Source organism: Nocardioides sp. Root151 (assembly GCF_001427925.1).
Classification (GTDB): Bacteria; Actinomycetota; Actinomycetes; order Propionibacteriales; family Nocardioidaceae; genus Nocardioides.
Genome location: NZ_LMGG01000004.1, coordinates 721,432 through 737,649 on the forward strand (window position 1 = coordinate 721,432; position 16,218 = coordinate 737,649).

15 protein-coding genes are annotated in these 16,218 nt (G+C 69.7%); 8 read left to right on the forward strand and 7 right to left on the reverse strand.

Features of this window, described 5'->3' with window-relative positions; genetic code table 11:
- Window positions 1–51 precede the first annotated feature (51 nt).
- The 4 genes from pgl to tkt are packed head-to-tail and all read right to left on the reverse strand — an operon-like array spanning window position 52 to window position 5,693.
- Complete coding sequence (pgl, locus tag ASD66_RS12015; RefSeq protein ID WP_056891039.1) at window positions 52–780, reverse strand: 6-phosphogluconolactonase; 729 nt, start codon at window positions 778–780, stop codon at window positions 52–54.
- Window positions 777–2,417, reverse strand: a complete 1,641-nt coding sequence (locus ASD66_RS12020; RefSeq protein ID WP_235530062.1) for a glucose-6-phosphate isomerase — start codon at window positions 2,415–2,417, stop codon at window positions 777–779. Before ASD66_RS12020 ends, pgl begins: the two co-directional genes overlap by 4 nt.
- Window positions 2,414–3,514: a transaldolase gene (gene tal / locus ASD66_RS12025; RefSeq protein WP_056891040.1), complete on the reverse strand. Its 1,101-nt coding sequence runs from the start codon at window positions 3,512–3,514 to the stop codon at window positions 2,414–2,416. The genes ASD66_RS12020 and tal overlap by 4 nt, the downstream gene beginning before the upstream one ends.
- Window positions 3,515–3,572: 58 nt before the next feature.
- Window positions 3,573–5,693: a transketolase gene (gene tkt, locus ASD66_RS12030; protein WP_082599454.1), complete on the reverse strand. Its 2,121-nt coding sequence runs from the start codon at window positions 5,691–5,693 to the stop codon at window positions 3,573–3,575.
- Between the two features lie 93 nt (window positions 5,694–5,786).
- On the opposite strand from tkt, the gene ASD66_RS12035 reads away from it, so the two are divergent.
- Window positions 5,787–6,776: a heme o synthase gene (locus tag ASD66_RS12035; RefSeq protein ID WP_082599455.1), complete on the forward strand. Its 990-nt coding sequence runs from the start codon at window positions 5,787–5,789 to the stop codon at window positions 6,774–6,776.
- Between the two features lie 177 nt (window positions 6,777–6,953).
- Here the strand turns inward: ASD66_RS12035 and ASD66_RS12040 are convergent, their stop codons facing one another.
- Genes ASD66_RS12040 through ASD66_RS12050 form a run of 3 tightly spaced genes read right to left on the reverse strand, consistent with a single transcriptional unit; the run spans window position 6,954 to window position 9,597 of the window.
- Entirely contained in the window at window positions 6,954–7,850 is an 897-nt protein-coding gene (locus tag ASD66_RS12040) for a COX15/CtaA family protein (protein WP_235530063.1), read from the reverse strand.
- The gene (locus ASD66_RS12045; protein WP_056891043.1) at window positions 7,847–8,629 is read right to left on the reverse strand and encodes an ABC transporter permease; all 783 of its coding nucleotides are present in this window, start codon (window positions 8,627–8,629) and stop codon (window positions 7,847–7,849) included. The genes ASD66_RS12040 and ASD66_RS12045 overlap by 4 nt, the downstream gene beginning before the upstream one ends.
- A complete protein-coding gene (locus ASD66_RS12050; RefSeq protein WP_235530064.1) occupies window positions 8,626–9,597 on the reverse strand; it encodes an ABC transporter ATP-binding protein in 972 nt (323 codons plus the stop codon). The genes ASD66_RS12045 and ASD66_RS12050 overlap by 4 nt, the downstream gene beginning before the upstream one ends.
- 150 nt (window positions 9,598–9,747) lie before the next feature.
- Between ASD66_RS12050 and ASD66_RS12055 the strand changes: the two genes are divergently transcribed.
- From ASD66_RS12055 to ASD66_RS12085, 7 genes are read left to right on the forward strand one after another with little or no spacing between them, the layout of a single operon-like run.
- Complete coding sequence (locus tag ASD66_RS12055) at window positions 9,748–10,725, forward strand: ATP-binding cassette domain-containing protein (RefSeq protein ID WP_056677855.1); 978 nt, start codon at window positions 9,748–9,750, stop codon at window positions 10,723–10,725.
- On the forward strand, window positions 10,722–11,549 hold the full coding sequence (locus tag ASD66_RS12060; RefSeq protein ID WP_056891044.1) for an ABC transporter permease: 828 nt from the start codon (window positions 10,722–10,724) through the stop codon (window positions 11,547–11,549). Before ASD66_RS12055 ends, ASD66_RS12060 begins: the two co-directional genes overlap by 4 nt.
- Before the next feature lie 27 nt (window positions 11,550–11,576).
- A complete protein-coding gene (locus ASD66_RS12065) occupies window positions 11,577–12,446 on the forward strand; it encodes a DUF1707 domain-containing protein (protein ID WP_056891045.1) in 870 nt (289 codons plus the stop codon).
- A gap of 59 nt (window positions 12,447–12,505) precedes the next feature.
- Entirely contained in the window at window positions 12,506–13,225 is a 720-nt protein-coding gene (locus tag ASD66_RS12070) for a helix-turn-helix transcriptional regulator (protein WP_056891046.1), read from the forward strand.
- Window positions 13,222–14,640: a Fe-S cluster assembly protein SufB gene (sufB, locus tag ASD66_RS12075; protein WP_056677866.1), complete on the forward strand. Its 1,419-nt coding sequence runs from the start codon at window positions 13,222–13,224 to the stop codon at window positions 14,638–14,640. The genes ASD66_RS12070 and sufB overlap by 4 nt, the downstream gene beginning before the upstream one ends.
- A 52-nt stretch (window positions 14,641–14,692) precedes the next feature.
- Window positions 14,693–15,871: a Fe-S cluster assembly protein SufD gene (gene sufD, locus ASD66_RS12080; RefSeq protein ID WP_056891047.1), complete on the forward strand. Its 1,179-nt coding sequence runs from the start codon at window positions 14,693–14,695 to the stop codon at window positions 15,869–15,871.
- A complete protein-coding gene (locus ASD66_RS12085) occupies window positions 15,868–16,203 on the forward strand; it encodes a non-heme iron oxygenase ferredoxin subunit (RefSeq protein WP_056677874.1) in 336 nt (111 codons plus the stop codon). Before sufD ends, ASD66_RS12085 begins: the two co-directional genes overlap by 4 nt.
- Window positions 16,204–16,218 lie beyond the last annotated feature (15 nt).

Consider the following 16,218-nt stretch of genomic DNA (forward strand, 5'->3'; position numbering starts at 1 on the left):
GGCTCGCGCGTCAAGAACTGCAGGCTCGCGCGTCAAGAACTGCAGGCTCNATCAAGAATCCACGGCTCGTGCGGCGGCTGCGTCGAGCCACCACACGATCTCACCGGTGCCCGTGACACCCGTGGCCGGAGCACCGTGCAGGTCCAGGTCTCCGCGGGAACGCGCCACGGCCTCGGCCTTGTCGGCGCCGGAGACGATGAACCACACCGCTCGGGTGTGGTTGAGCGCACCGAAGGTCAGGCTGATCCGCTCGGGCGGCGGCTTGGGGGAGTCGGGTACGGCGACCGCGATCCGGTCGTCGACGTCGATCTGGTGGGACCCCGGGAAGAGCGAGGCGATGTGGCCGTCGGGGCCGAGACCGAGCATCACGACGTCGAACTGTCTGCCGCCCTGGGCGCGGATCTCGTCGGAGTAGGCCTGCGCCGCCTCGTCGAGGGTCAGCCCGGAGTCGTGGGACGGCATCTCGTGCACCCGCTCGGGGTCGACGTCCATGTGGTCGAGGAGGTCTCGACGGGCCTGGACGGCGTTGCGGTCGTCACTGGTGGCGTCGACGTACCGCTCGTCGCCCCACCAGAAGTCGACCTCGTCCCAGTCGACGTCGAAGCCGTTGAGCGACGAGGCCAGCTTGCGGTGCACCAGCCCGGCGATCGTGCCACCGGTCAGGCAGACCGAGGGCACCCGGCCCTCGGCCTGCACCTCGGCCAGGCGCTGGATCAGTGCCTCGGCGACGGCCTCGGCCAGGGCGTCGGCGTCGTCGTGGACCTTGGTCGCCGTCGTCATGACAGCAGCGCCCGCAACTGGGCGAGGCCGCTCTCGAGATCGGTGAGGTGGAGGCGGAGCAGGGGTCGTCCCTTGTCGGCCAGCACCTGGCCGTCGCCGATCGCCTGCGCGACGAGGAACTGCTGGTAGGTGAACTCGCGACCCGGCACCTCGAGGTCGGCGGCCGGCTCGGCGGTGACCTGGAGGTAGACGCCGGTGGTGGGTCCGCCCTTGTGGTACTGCCCGGTCGAGTGCAGGAACCGTGGTCCCCAGCCGAACGTGACGGGTCGTCCGGTGCGGGTGGCCAGCTCGGGACGGCAACCGGCCAGGTCGGCGTCGCGCTGTCGGTCGAGGTAGGCCTGCACGGCGAGGTAACCGTGCGCGGCGTCGAGGTTGCCGAGCAGTGCGTCCACGGCCGCGGCGGCAGTGGACGTGCCCTCGGGCAGCCAGTCGCCGGCGTACACGCTGATCGCCGCGTCGGTGAAGGAAGGATCCGGGGTGGACCCGGCGCCGTCGAGCATCTCGCGGGCCGCGGCCTTGGCGCTCTCGACGTCGGGCTGGTTGAACGGGTCGATGCCGATCACCCGGCCGGCGACCGCGGTGGCGTACTCCCAGATCAGCATCTGGGCGCCGAGGGCCGCATCGACCGAGGCCCCCGTGGCCGAGGCCGGGCGGACGGACGCGAACGGGAAGTCGGGACCGAACGTGGACAGCACCGAGTCGGGGGTGCTCGGCACGAAGTTCGGGGCCTCGAGCGACTCCACCACGACGGGCAGGATGCCCTTGCCGTCCTTGCCGGTCGATTCGGCGATCAGCTGCTCGGCCCAGTCACCGAAGCCGCTGAAGTCGGCCCCGGCGTTGGCCAGCACCAGCTTGTCGACGCCCTGGCTGGATGCCTGGCCCAGAAGGGCACCCAGGCGGAGTGCGGGGTTGTCGACGGAGTCTTCGGAGAGCGCGGACTGCACCTGGTGCGCCTCGTCGAGCAGGGCCCCGATGTCGGCCCCGGCCAGGCCCGAGGGCACCAGCCCGAAGGCAGTGAGCGCGGAGTAGCGCCCGCCCACCTTGTCGTCGGCACGGAACACTCGGTAGCCGTCGGCACTGGCGCTCTTGTCGAGCGGCGAGCCGGGGTCGGTGACGACCACGATGCGCGCGGTCGGGTCGATGCCCGCGTCTCGGAACGCGGCCTCGAACGAGCGCTTCTGGCTGTCGGTCTCGACGGTGCCGCCCGACTTGCTGGACACCACCACCGCAGTGGCCCGGAGGTCCTGGCCGAGGGCGGAGCGGACCACGTCGGGATTGGAGGAGTCGAGCACCTCGAGGGGCACGCCGGCTGCCTTGCAGATGACCTCGGGCGCCAGCGACGAGCCACCCATGCCGCACAGCACCACCCGTGAGACGCCCTGGGCTGCGAGCTCGTCGCGCAGTGCCTCGATCTCGGACACGAGTGGACGCGAGGCGGTCGGCAGGTCGACCCAGCTGAGCCGCTTGGCGGCCTCCCCCTCGGCGGCGGGACCCCACAGCGTCGGGTCCTGGGCGGCGATCCGGGAGGCGACCTTGTCAGCCACGAGCTGGTGGACCGCGGCGGCGAAGGCTGCCTCGTCGGGGTAGCCGAAGTGCAGGCAGAAGCCGTCGCCCTCGGCGACGTTCCAGGCGGTCACGACCGGCTGCTCTCGAGCTGCCCCTTCACCGTCTCCACGAGCTCGGCCCAGGACTTGTCGAACTTGTCGACACCCTCGGTCTCGAGCACCACCAGTACGTCGTCGAAGTCGATGCCGATCGCCGCGAGTGCGGCGAACACCTCCTCGGCCTCAGCGGAGCGGCCGCTGACCGTGTCGCCCTTCAGCTCGCCGTGGTCGGCGAACGCATCCATGGTCTTCTCCGGCATGGTGTTCACGCAGCCGTCGACGACCAGCTCCGTCACGTAGAGCGTGTCGGGGTAAGCCGGGTCCTTGACGCCGGTCGAGGCCCACAGCGGGCGCTGCACGTTGGCTCCGCCGAGCTGGAGGAAGCGGTCGCCCCCGAAGACCTCCTGGTACGCGGCGTACGCACGCCGGGCATTGGCGATCGCGGCCTTGCCCTTGAGTGCCTTCGCCTCGTCAGTGCCGATCGCGTCGAGGCGCTTGTCGACCTCGGAGTCGACCCGGGACACGAAGAACGACGCCACCGAGTGGATGGTGGAGAGGTCGATGCCCTTGGCCTGGGCCTGCTCGAGACCGGTGAGGTAGGCGTCCATCACCGCGCGGTAGCGGTCGATGCCGAAGATCAGGGTCACGTTGACGCTGATCCCCTCGGCAGTCGCCGCCGTGATCGCCGGCAGGCCGGGCTCGGTGGCCGGGATCTTGATCAGCACGTTGGGCCGGTCGACGGTCTCCCAGAGCTCGCGGGCCTGGGCGATGGTCGCCTCGGTGGCCATGGCCAGGCCGGGCTCCACCTCGATGGAGACCCGCCCGTCGAAGTTGTCGCCGGCGTAGACGTCGGCGAGCACGTCGCAGGCGTTGCGCACATCGTCGGTGGTCAGTGCGCGGATGACCGCGTCGACGTCCTGGCCCTCGGCCCCGAGCTTGGCCACCTGGTCGTTGTAGCGCTCGCCGTCACCGATCGCGCCGGCGAAGATCGTGGGGTTCGTGGTGACCCCCACGACCGACTTCTCCTTGACCAGGTCGGCCAGGTTGCCGGTCTCGATCCGCTCTCGGGAGAGGTCGTCGAGCCACACCGACACACCGGCGTCGGCAAGGGACTTGAGTCGTTCGGACATTGTGTTCCTCCTGAACTGCGGTCGGGATCTGCCTGCGCGGTGCGCGGTGGGGCGTCGGTCAGCCCTGCGCGGCCGTGATGCTGTCGCGCGCCGCCGAGGCCACGGCCCCGGCGGTCACGCCGTACTCCTCGAAGATGCGCTTGTAGTCGGCCGAGGCTCCGTACTGCTCGATCGAGATGATGCGTCCGGCGTCGCCGACGATCTCGCGCCAGCCCTGGGCGATGCCGGCCTCGACCGAGACCCGCGCCTTGACGGTGGGCGGGATGACCGAGTCGCGGTAGGACTGGTCCTGCTCGTTGAACCACTCCACGCACGGCATCGAGACGACTCGGGCCTTGATGCCCTCGGCGGCGAGCTCGTCACGGGCCGCGACGGCCAGCTGGACCTCGGAGCCGGTGCCGATCAGGACGACGTCGGGCGCCCCGCCGTCGGCGTCGACCAGGACGTAGCCGCCCTTGGCGACGCCGCTGGTGTCGGCCCAGTGCTGTCCGGTTTCGGCCTCCTCGCCGCGCGGGAACGTGGGCACGCCCTGACGGGTGAGGCACAGGCCGGCCGGGCGGTCGGTGCGCTGGAGCACGGCCAGCCACGCGGCCGCCGTCTCGTTGGCGTCTGCCGGGCGGACCACGTCGAGCCCGGGGATCGCGCGCAGGGCGGCGAGGTGCTCGATCGGCTGGTGGGTGGGGCCGTCCTCGCCGAGACCGATCGAGTCGTGGGTCCAGACGTAGGTCACGGGCGCACCCATCAGCGCGGCCAGGCGTACGGCGGGACGCATGTAGTCGGCGAACTGGAGGAACGTGCCGCCGAAGACGCGGGTCAGGCCGCCGAGGGTGATGCCGTTCATGATCGAGGCCATCGCGTGCTCGCGGATGCCGAAGTGCAGCACCCGGCCGCGCAGCGGGTCGCCCGACCACTCGTTGGACGAACGGTCGGCCGGGATGAACGACGGCACGCCCTCGATGGTGGTGTTGTTGGAGCCCGCCAGGTCGGCCGAGCCGCCCCACAGCTCGGGCATCAGGGGTGCGATCGCGTTGATGGTCTTGCCGCTCGCCGAGCGGGTCGCCACGCCCTTGGCGTCGGCGGGGAACACCGGCAGCGCCTCGGCCAGGCCGTCGGGCAGGGCACGGGTGCTGACCCGGTCGAGGAGCGTCTTCTGCTCGGGGTTGGCCGTCGCCCACGCGGCGAACTGCTCGTCCCACTCCTTGCGGGCGGCAGCGCCACGGTCGGAGAGCGCGCGGGTGTGCTTGAGCACGTCGTCAGGCACCTCGAAGGTCTGCTCGGGGTCCCAGCCGAGCACCTTCTTGGTGGCCGCCACCTCGTCGTCGCCGAGTGCGCTGCCGTGGGCGGCCTCGGTGCCCTGGGCGTTGGGCGCGGGCCAGGCGATGATCGTGTCGACCACGATGAAGCTGGGCTTGTCGGTGACCTCGTTGGCCTTCTGGATGGCCGCGTGGAGCGCCGGGACGTCCTCGTCGTAGCCGGTGCCGCCGTTGGTCCAGTCGACGGTCTGCACGTGCCAGCCGTAGGCCTCGTATCGCTTGCCGACGTCTTCCCCGAGCGCGATGTCGGTGTCGCCCTCGATCGAGATGCGGTTGCGGTCGTAGATCACGGTCAGGTTGCCGAGCTCCTGGACGCCGGCGATCGAGGACGCCTCGCCCGAGACGCCTTCCTCGATGTCGCCGTCGGAGCAGATCGCGTAGACGTGGCGGTCGAACGGTGACTCGCCAGCGGCGGTGTCGGGGTCGAGCATGCCGCGTTCGCGTCGGGCGGCCATCGCCATGCCGACCGCGTTGGCGACGCCCTGGCCCAGCGGGCCGGTGGTGGTCTCGACACCGACGGTGTGGTGGTACTCGGGGTGGCCCGGGGTCTTGGAGCCCCAGGTGCGCAGCGCCTCCAGGTCGGAGAGCTCGAGACCGAAGCCTCCCAGGAACAGCTGCGTGTAGAGCGTGATGCTCGAGTGGCCGCATGAGAGCACGAACCGGTCACGCCCCTGCCAGTAGGCGTCGGACGGATCGTGGCGCATGACCTTCTGGAAGAGCAGGTACGCCGCGGGCGCGAGGCTCATCGCGGTTCCGGGGTGTCCGTTGCCCACCTTCTGGACCGCATCCATGGCCAGCACGCGGGCCGTGTCGACGGCGCGGCGGTCGAGGTCGGTCCACTCAAGGGTGGGGGAATCGGTGGTCACGTGAGGATCCTCTCGTTGCAACTACGGCGGCAACGACGAGCCTACTCATCATGGGCTATAGACTCGACGTCGGCTCCACCGTTTTCCATCACCATGACGCAGTCTTTGCAACCCGAGGTTTTCGTGACGTACGTCGGCCAGTCGGCTTCCACCCCTGAGCGGGCGGCAGACCCGTCGGGCGACCCCGAACGCGCGTCGTTCAAGGACGTCGTCGCCGCCTACGTCGGTCTGACCAAGCCGCGGGTGATCGAGCTGCTGCTCCTCACCACCGTGCCGGTGATGTTCTTCGCCGACCGGGGCGTGCCCGACCTGTGGCTGGTCGTCGCGACCGTCATCGGCGGCACCTTGTCGGCGGGCTCCGCCTCGGCGTTCAACTGCGTCTACGACCGTGACATCGACGAGCAGATGCGACGCACCCGCCGCCGCGCCCTGCCACGCCACATCGTGTCGGCCGGCTCGGCCCTGCTGTTCGCCGTGGTGCTCGCGGTGGTCTCGACCGTGGTCCTCGCAGTGTGGGTCAACTGGCTCTCCGCGGCCCTGTCGCTGGGCGCCAACGCGTTCTACGTGCTGGTCTACACGATCCTGCTCAAGCGGCGTACGACCCAGAACATCGTCTGGGGCGGCCTCGCCGGCTGCTTCCCGGCCTTGATCGGCTGGACGGCGGTCACCAACGAGCTGGCCTGGACGCCGATCGTGCTGTTCATGGTGGTCTTCTTCTGGACGCCGCCGCACACCTGGGCCCTCGCGCTGCGCTACCGCGAGGACTACGCGAACGTCGACGTCCCGATGCTGCCCGTCGTGAAGCCCGCGGCCGAGGTCGGCCGGCAGATCGTCCTCTACTCGTGGGTGATGGTCGCGACGTCGCTGGTGCTGTGGCCGGTGGCCGGCACCGGTTGGTTCTACCCGGCGTGTGCCGCCGTCCTCGGCGGGGTCTTCCTGGTCGAGGCGCACAGGATGTGGGGCCGCGCGAAGGGCACCGAGACCCTGTCGCTGATCAAGCCGATGCGACTCTTCCACACCTCCAACCTCTACCTCAGCCTCCTGTTCGTCGCGGTCGCGCTCGACCCGCTGCTGACCCGCTGAGACCCCCTTCGCGGGCTGTCGTCAGGTCCGTCGCGGGAGCGGTGGTCTGGACCGGGAAAAATAGTTCGGGATCCGAAGCAACCAAACCGGTGTCCGCCACGTCATACCTGTTGAACGGCGGCGTGCCCGGTCTCGGGGGTTCGGGCACCCCGCCGTCCCAGTTCTTCCCGGGTCTGCTCAGACCGTGCGCTGTGCGCGCACCACGACCCAGGCGAGGGTCGCTGCGGTCAACGAGGCGCCCAGCATGTGCACGGTGACCAGCGGCACCGGCAGGTCGTTGAAGTACTGCACGAAGCCGACCACGCCCTGCAGCAGCTCGACCAGGAGCAGGGCGCCGGCGGCCCGCCGTACGCCCTCCAGCCGCTGCCGGTGCGCGAGGGCGAGGATGCCGACCGTCAGGGCGACCAGCACGTAGACCGCCGACGCGTGCACGTGCGACCAGACCTGGGGGTCCAGGCCCGTACGTCGTGCATCGAGGTCCCCCGCGTGGGGCCCGGAGCCCGTGACCACGGTGCCCAGCCAGAGCACGACCCAGCCGACGCCGAAGACCAGCCAGGCCAGCCTCCGGGTCTGCTCCGGCGCTCGGAGTGGGTCGTCGGCGGACCAGGTGTCCGGCTGCCGGGTGACCTCGACGAGCAGCACACAGAGCCCGATCAGGGCCATCGAGACCAGCAGGTGGAAGGCCACGACGTAGGGGTTGAGGTCGGTCAGCACCGTGACGCCGCCGATGATCGCCTGCGCAGGCACGTAGAGCGCGATCATGGTCGACAGGCGCACCGTGCGGGTTCCGTTGACGCCGCCCGAGGCCCGGTAGGCGAGCGCGGCCAGCCAGCAGGTGATGGCGACCGCAGCGAGCACCCAGGTGAGCATCCGGTTGCCGAACTCGATCGCGCCGTGGATGCCGAGGGCGCCGTGGGCGACGTACGACTCGTCCGTGCACCGCGGCCACGTCGGACAACCAAGACCCGATGCGGTGAGGCGGACCACGCCGCCGGTCACCACGATCATGATGTTCGCGACCAGGTTCGTCACCGCCAGGGGGCGGAGGTACCGGGCCGGAACGATGTTGCTCACTCCCACTTGAAGCTCCTGCTCGCCATCGCGCCCGCCGCGACGGCCCAGACGGCCAGCACGGCGAAGGCGACGAGATTGACGGATCCGTCGATGAACGCGTCCCGCATGGCGTCGCCCAGGGCTGCGGACGGGAGGAACTGGATCACCACACCCGCCGAGCCGTAGGTGTCACGGGGGAGCACGATGCCGCCGCCCATCATGAGCAGCAGGTAGACCAGGTTGGCCACGGCCAGCGTCGCCTCGGCGCGCAGGGTCCCGGCCACGAGCAGGCCGAGACCGGCGAACGCCGCCGTACCGAGCAACGCGGCCGCCACGGCCAGCAGGACGCCGGCAAAGCCGCCGCCGGGACGCCAGCCGAACCCGAGGGCCACCGCACCGATGACGACCGCCTGCAGGACCTGTACGCCGAGCAGGGCGATCACCTTGCCGAGCAGCAGTCCGGAGCGTGGCAGCGGTGAGGCACCGAGGCGCTTGAGTAGCCCGTAGCGGCGCTCGAACCCGGTGGCGATGGCCAGCGACGTGAATGACGTGGACATCACCGCGAGGGCCAGGACGCCCGGGGTCAGCACGTCGACCGGGGTCTCGTCGAAGTCGAGTCCCAGACGGCGGGCCGCCAGGATGCCGCCGACCAGTGCCAGCACCGGGATGACCACGGCCAGCAGCAGCTGCTCGCCGTTTCGAAGCAGCAGGCGGGTCTCCATGGAGGCCTGGGCCACCACCTGGCGGGAGAGTGGAGCCGAGCCCGGGGCCGGGGTGAAGTCCTGGCGGGTGGTGCTCATGCCTCGAACTCCCGTCCGGTCAGCTGCAGGAAGACGTCCTCGAGCGTGCGCTGGCCGAGGACCAGGCTCTCGGGCAGCACGTCGTGCTCCTCGCACCACGCGGAGACCCGGGCGAGGGTCGACCCGTCGGCGGGACCCGTGATCAGCAGGCTCTGCTCGTTGATCTCCGTCACCTCGGTGTGGTCGCCGAGCGCGATGCGCAGCTTGTCGGGGGAGCCGGGCGGGAACGGTCGGGTCACGACCAGGCGGATCGTGGCCTGGTCGCGGGCCCGGGTCAGCTCGAAAGGGGTGCCGCTGGCGACCAGGCGCCCGTGGTCGATGACGTGGACCAGGTCGGAGAGCCGCTCGGCCTCGTCCATGTGGTGGGTGGTCAGCACGATCGTGACGCCGTCGGCCTTGAGCTCCTCGAGCAGCTCCCACGTCGTGCGTCGCACGGCGGGGTCCATGCCCGCCGTGGGCTCGTCCACGAAGACCAGCTCGGGGCGGCCGACGATCGCCATCGCGAGGCCGAGTCGCTGCTGCTGCCCGCCGGAGAGCCGGCGGTACGGCGTACGCCCGCACTCGTCGAGGCCGAGTCGCTCGACCAGCATCTCGACGGGCAGCGGGTGGGCGTGCAGGCGTGCGATGTGGCGGAGCATCTCCTCGGCCCGCACCCCCGACCAGGCGCCACCGGACTGCAGCATCACGCCGATGCGGGGGAGCAGCGCACGGCGTTCGCGGGTCGGGTCGAGCCCGAGCACCCGGACCGTGCCGGCCTGTGGTCTACGGAACCCCTCGCACACCTCGAGCGTGGTGGTCTTGCCGGCGCCGTTCGGCCCGAGCACGGAGGTGATGGTGCCCCGCTCGACGCGGAGCGACAGCTCGTCGACGGCGGTCTTCTCGCCGTAGCGCATGACGAGGCCGTCGATCTCGACGGCCGCCGCGTCGGATCCTGGGCTGCCGGGAGCGACGTCGGGGGAGGGGGGCACCGGGACAGTCTAGGAACGCCGCCCCGCACGCCGAAAAACAGGTGACCCATCAGGGACACCTCCCTAGGCTGGAGGACCGATGAGTTTCGTGACCGGCGCGGGTCGAAGTGTCAGGAACCGGACACACCGTCCAATGCGAGAGGGAGCAGCATGACGTCACCCCCGGCCATCGAGGCCGACAACCTGGTCAAGCACTTCGGAGAGACCGTCGCCGTCGACGGCGTGAGCTTCTCGGTCCCCGAGGGAACCGTGCTCGGCATGCTCGGCCCCAACGGTGCCGGCAAGACGACGACGGTGCGCATGATGACCACGTTGACCACGCCCACCAGCGGCACGGCCCGGGTCGCCGGGCACGACGTGATCCGCGAGCCCGGCGCCGTACGCCGCAGCATGGGGCTCACCGGCCAGGCCGCGACGGTCGACGAGCTGCTGACCGGTCGCGAGAACCTCCGGCTCATCGGCGGGCTCTACGGTCTGTCGTCGAAGTACATCGCCCGGGCCAGCGACGACCTGCTCGAGCGGTTCTCCCTGACCGAGGCCGGCAACCGGATCGTGAAGACCTACTCCGGGGGCATGCGGCGCCGGCTCGACCTCGCGGTGAGCCTGATCGCGACTCCTCCGGTGCTGTTCCTCGACGAGCCCACCACCGGGCTCGACCCGCGCAGCCGGGTCGAGCTGTGGGACGTGCTCCGTGAGCTGGTCCGCGACGGCACCACGCTGCTGCTCACGACCCAGTACCTCGAGGAGGCCGACCAGCTCGCCGACCGCATCGTGGTGATCGACAAGGGCTCGGTGATCGCCGAGGGCACACCGCTGCAGCTCAAGGACCAGTCCGGCAAGGCAGCGGTGGTCGTGACCGTCTCCAACGTGGCAGACCTCCCCGCCGCCGAGAAGCTGCTGCGCAGCCAGGTCGCCGAGGTCCACATCGACGAGGCGTCCCGCCAGCTGACCGCCGCGGCGAACGGCCTGGCCGACATGACCCGCATCGCGTCGGTCTTCGCCGACAGCGCCATCGAGCTCGACGACCTCGGCCTCAAGCGCCCGAGCCTCGACGACGTGTTCCTGCACCTGACCGGCCACCGCGCCGAGGACGCCGAAGAAACGCCCGACGAGGAGCTGGTCCCGTGACTGCCGTCATCGAACGCCCCGAGATCCGCGACACCGGCCTGCTGCGGCAGTCGATGGTGATCGTGCGCCGCAACCTGATCCACATCAAGCGGATGCCCGAGATGCTGATGGACGTCACCATCCAGCCGGTGATGTTCGTGATGCTGTTCGCCTTCGTCTTCGGAGGGTCCATCCAGACCGGGTCCCCGGCCGGGTACCGCGAGTGGCTGCTCGGCGGCATCATGGGGCAGACCATCGCGTTCGCCTCGTTCGTCGTGGCGGTCGGCCTGACCGCCGACATCGAGAAGGGCATCGTCGACCGCATGCGGTCGCTGCCGATCAACCCGGCGGCCGTTCTCGTGGGCCGCAGCATCTCCAGCCTGTTGCACTCCAGCATCGGCATCGTCGTCATGTCGCTGACCGGGCTGGTCATCGGCTGGCGCATCCGCGGCAGCGTGTTCGATGCGGTGCTGGCCTACGTGCTGTTGCTGATGTGGGGCTTCGCGATGATCTGGGTCGGCATCCTGGTCGGCTCCAAGATGCGCTCGGTCGAGGCGGTCAACGGCGTGATGTTCACGACGATGTTCCCGATCACCTTCCTGGCGAACACCTTCGCCCCCACCGAGAACATGCCGAAGGCGCTGCGCTGGCTGGCCGAGTGGAACCCGATCTCCGCCCTGGTGCAGGCGGTCCGCGAGCTGTGGGGGAACACTCCACCGGTGGCGTCCGATGCTGCGCTTCCGCTGCAGCACCCGGTGTTGACCACGTTCATCTGGACGATCGGCATCACGCTCGTCATCGCTCCCCTGGCGATCCGCACGTTCCGCAGGCGCACGCAGGACTGACCGCAGTCAGCGGGTACTGTGCCGCGCATGTCGTCACGACCCGCGCGCAAACGGGCCCGCCAGTCCGATCGCGACGCCGTCGTCGACGCGTTGTCGGGAGCCTTCGCCGACGGCCAGATCGATGCGGCCGACCACGACCGGATGGTCAGTTCCGCCCTGCGGGCCGACCGGCTGGACTCCCTGGTCGCGGTGCTCGACGAGGTCCAGGTGCCCGAGCGCCACCCGGCCAACGCCCTGGTCACAAAGGTGCAGGCTCCCGCGGTGCGCCGTACGCCCGGGCACTCGCGGGCCGCGACGGTGGGAGCCACGGTCGCGGTACTGGTGGGCGGGTTCGTGGCGTTGCTGGTGGTGGTGGGCCTGATGGACCGCGACGACGAGCCGGGCGACGAACCCGTGCTGACCGCCACCGCCCTGGAGGCGCTGGTCGCCGACGTCGAGGACGACCTCGGCACCACCGAGGTGCTCGCCGTCGAGACCCACGGCACGTACGCCGACGTGCTGGTGCCCACCGACGAGGGACGCGGCCGCTTCGACCGGTACTCCTACGACCCGGGCGCCGACGACACGCTGACCGAGTCCACCGGTGGCCGGGTCGGCACGGCGGACCCGGAGCTGGTCGACCTGGCCGACGTCGACCTGGACCGCCTCCTGGAGAACGTCGAGGAGGCCGGCTCTGACCTCGGCGTCGACGGAGCGCAGGAGTTCACGGTCACCATCGCCAGCGGCGACTGGGGGAGCAGCCTGACCTACGCTCCCGAGTTCGAGGGCAAGGAGCTGCCGCCCCACGTGGAGATCAGCGTCAGCAACGACTACATGGAGTCCGGTCGCCTGGTCACCGACCTGAGCGGCGCGAAGGTCCTGCTGCGCGCCCCGTTCGCCGCGCCCTCATCTCAGTGAACGGTGAGTTAGGTGACCCTTGCTTGATCCGGCCCCCGCATTAACGTCACACTTGTGTTGTGGAATTCACCCGCACACCCGTCGCCGTCCCTGAAGGGGACGCTCCGACCCGTGCCCGCGTGCTGCGTTCCATCCTCGAGCAGGGGCCTTCCACGGCCGCCGACCTGGCCCACCTGCTCGACCTCACCCCGGCCGCCGTACGCCGTCACCTCGACCACCTGGTCGAGCTCGGCACCGTCGAGGCACGCGAGCAGCGGGTCTACGGCTCACGCGGTCGCGGGCGACCGGCCAAGGTGTTCGCGCTCACCGAGAGCGGGCGCGACGGGCTCGGTCACCAGTACGACGACCTCGCGGTCCATGCCCTGCGTTATCTCGCCGACACTGCCGGCGACGACGCGGTCATGGAATTCGCGAGGCAGCGGGTGGCGTTCATAGAACGTGACTATGCAGACCTGGTGCGCGACGAACCCGAGCTCACCCCGGCCCAGGCACTGGCCAGGGTGCTGACCCAGGGCGGGTACGCCGCCGGCGTCCGCACCCTGCCGATGGCCGACCAGCTGTGCCAGCAGCACTGCCCGGTCTCCCACGTCGCCGCGGAGTTCCCGCAGCTGTGCGAGGCCGAGACCGAGGTGATCGGGCGGGTCCTTGGCCGACACGTCCAGCGTCTGGCCACCATCGCGCACGGCGACGGCGTGTGCACCACGAGCATTCCGAACCTCGACCTCGACAAGTTCGAGGCCTCCACGATTCACGACAAGAAGGACGGAGCGTCTTCATGACGACCATTGACGAAAGAAACCCGGAGCTCGAGGGCATCGGTCGTTACGAGTTCGGCTGGTCCGACAAGAACGAGGTCAGTGACAACGCCCGCCGTGGCCTCAACGAGGAGGTCGTCGCCGACATCTCCTCGAAGAAGAGCGAGCCGCAGTGGATGCTCGACCTGCGCATGAAGGGCCTCAAGCTCTTCCACCGCAAGCCCATGCCCAACTGGGGTTCGGACCTGTCGACGATCGACTTCGACAACATCAAGTACTTCGTGCGCTCCACCGAGAAGCAGGCCACCTCGTGGGAGGAGCTCCCCGAGGACATCAAGAACACCTACGACAAGCTCGGCATCCCCGAGGCGGAGAAGCAGCGCCTGGTCTCCGGTGTCGCCGCCCAGTACGAGTCCGAGGTCGTCTACCACGCGATCCGCGAGGACCTCGAGGAGCAGGGCGTCATCTTCGTCGACACCGACACCGCGCTGCGCGAGCACGAAGAGATCTTCAAGGAGTACTTCGGCACCGTCATCCCCGTCGGTGACAACAAGTTCGCCGCGCTCAACACCTCGGTGTGGTCCGGTGGCTCGTTCATCTACGTGCCCAAGGGCGTCCACGTCGACATCCCGCTGCAGGCCTACTTCCGGATCAACACCGAGAACATGGGCCAGTTCGAGCGCACCCTGATCATCGTCGACGAAGACGCCTACGTGCACTACGTCGAGGGCTGCACCGCGCCGATCTACTCCTCCGACTCGCTGCACTCGGCGGTCGTCGAGATCATCGTGAAGAAGGGCGGCCGTTGTCGTTACACGACCATCCAGAACTGGTCGAACAACGTCTACAACCTCGTCACCAAGCGCGCCACCTGCGAGGCCGGCGCGACCATGGAGTGGGTCGACGGCAACATCGGCTCCAAGGTGACCATGAAGTACCCCGCGGTCTACCTCATGGGTGAGCACGCCAAGGGCGAGACGCTCTCGATCGCGTTCGCCGGCGAGGGCCAGCACCAGGACGCGGGCGCCAAGATGGTGCACGCCGCGCCCAACACGTCGTCCTCGATCCTGTCGAAGTCGGTGGCCCGTGGCGGTGGCCGTACGTCCTACCGCGGCCTGATCCAGATCAACGAGGGTGCGCACGGCTCGAAGTCCAACGTGCTCTGCGACGCGCTGCTGGTCGACCAGATCAGCCGCTCCGACACCTACCCGTACGTCGACATCCGCGAGGACGACGTGTCGATGGGCCACGAGGCCTCGGTCTCGAAGGTCTCCGACGACCAGCTGTTCTACCTGATGTCGCGCGGCATGGCCGAGGACGAGGCGATGGCGATGATCGTGCGCGGCTTCGTCGAGCCGATCGCCAAGGAGCTGCCGATGGAGTACGCCCTCGAGCTGAACCGGCTGATCGAGCTGCAGATGGAAGGTGCGGTGGGCTGATCCTCGCCCTCCGCGCACTGCCCTCCCGACCGTCGTACAAGAAAGCCAAGAAGTGACTGCAACTGTTGAGAACGTGAGTTCGGCCCTCGAGGTCGACAAGGTGATCTCCCACCTGCACCCCGAGGGGTCCTTCGACCTCGCGGACCACCCCGTGCCCACCGGCCGTGAAGAGGTGTGGCGGTTCACCCCGCTCAAGCGCCTCAGGGGCCTGCACGACGAGGCCCCCTTCGGCGCCGGCGCGTGCGCGGTCGAGGTGAGTGCCGCGCAGGGCGTGGTCGTCGAGCAGGTCGGCGCCGACGCCGTCGAGCGCGGCCTGTCCGGCCTGGTGCCCACGGACCGGGTCTCGGCCCGCGCCTGGGCCGCGGCCGACGGTGCCACCGTTGTCCGCATCCCGCAGGACACCGTGGTCGACGGAGCGACGATCCTGGCCCACACCGGCACTGGCGCCGAGCTTGCCGGCGCCTCGCACACCGTCATCGTGGCCGAGAAGTTCTCGAAGTCGACCGTCGTGCTGACCTTCGCCGGCACCGCCGTACTCGCCGACAACATCGAGATCGTCCTCGAGGACGGCGCCGAGCTGACTGTCGTGTCCCTGCAGGACTGGGCCGACGACGCCGTGCACCACTCCACCCAGCACGCCCGGGTGGGCCGTGACGCCTCGCTCAAGCACGTGGCCGTCTCGTTCGGTGGTGACCTCGTGCGCCACGACGCGACGGCCGACTATGCCGGTCCCGGCGGCTCGGTCGAGATGCTCGGCATGTACTTCGCCGACGAGGGCCAGCACATCGAGCACCGCCTCTTCGTCGACCACACCGCTCCGCACACCAAGAGCAACGTGGTCTACAAGGGTGCGCTGCAGGGCCAGGGCGCCCACGCGGTCTGGATCGGCAACGTACTGATCCGCAAGGTCGCCGAGGGCATCGAGACCTACGAGGAGAACCGCAACCTGGTCCTCACCGACGGGTGCCAGGCCGACTCCGTGCCGAACCTCGAGATCGAGACCGGCGAGATCGAGGGTGCCGGCCACGCGTCGGCCATCGGTCGCTTCGACGACAACCAGCTGTTCTACCTCCGCTCGCGCGGCATCGCGGAGGACGAGGCGCGCCGGCTGGTCGTGCACGGCTTCTTCAACGACCTGATCCGCAGGATCGACGTGCCGGAGCTGGAGGAGAAGCTCGCCGCCACCGTCGAGTCCGAGCTCGAGAAGAACGTCCTGAAGGCGTTCAAATGAGCTTCGTCCGCGCCTGCGCCGTCTCCGAGGTCCCCGCTGACGAGGCCCTCGGGGTGACGATCGACGACCTCGACGTGGCCGTGGCCCGCGACGGCGACGAGTTCTTCGCCGTCCAGGACCTCTGCTCGCACGCGGCGGTCGCCCTCTCCGAGGGTGAGGTCGCGGACTGCACCATCGAGTGCTGGCTGCACGGGTCGACGTTCGACCTGCGCACGGGCAAGCCGACCGTCCTGCCCGCCACCGAGCCGATCACGACGTTCCCGGTCGAGCTCCGCGGCGACGACGTGTACGTCGACATCAGCACCACCCTCAACGGCGTCGTGCCGTCCTGAACCACAGACTTTCGT

What these genes read in the sequence shown, in the direction of transcription:
- pgl (WP_056891039.1), bottom strand. Translation starts at nt 780, where the DNA reads ATGACGACGGCGACCAAGGTCCACGACGACGCCGACGCCCTGGCCGAG.
- tal (WP_056891040.1), bottom strand. Translation starts at nt 3,514, where the DNA reads ATGTCCGAACGACTCAAGTCCCTTGCCGACGCCGGTGTGTCGGTGTGG.
- ASD66_RS12035 (WP_082599455.1), top strand. Translation starts at nt 5,787, where the DNA reads ATGACGCAGTCTTTGCAACCCGAGGTTTTCGTGACGTACGTCGGCCAG.
- ASD66_RS12045 (WP_056891043.1), bottom strand. Translation starts at nt 8,629, where the DNA reads ATGAGCACCACCCGCCAGGACTTCACCCCGGCCCCGGGCTCGGCTCCA.
- ASD66_RS12055 (WP_056677855.1), top strand. Translation starts at nt 9,748, where the DNA reads ATGACGTCACCCCCGGCCATCGAGGCCGACAACCTGGTCAAGCACTTC.
- ASD66_RS12065 (WP_056891045.1), top strand. Translation starts at nt 11,577, where the DNA reads ATGTCGTCACGACCCGCGCGCAAACGGGCCCGCCAGTCCGATCGCGAC.
- sufB (WP_056677866.1), top strand. Translation starts at nt 13,222, where the DNA reads ATGACGACCATTGACGAAAGAAACCCGGAGCTCGAGGGCATCGGTCGT.
- ASD66_RS12085 (WP_056677874.1), top strand. Translation starts at nt 15,868, where the DNA reads ATGAGCTTCGTCCGCGCCTGCGCCGTCTCCGAGGTCCCCGCTGACGAG.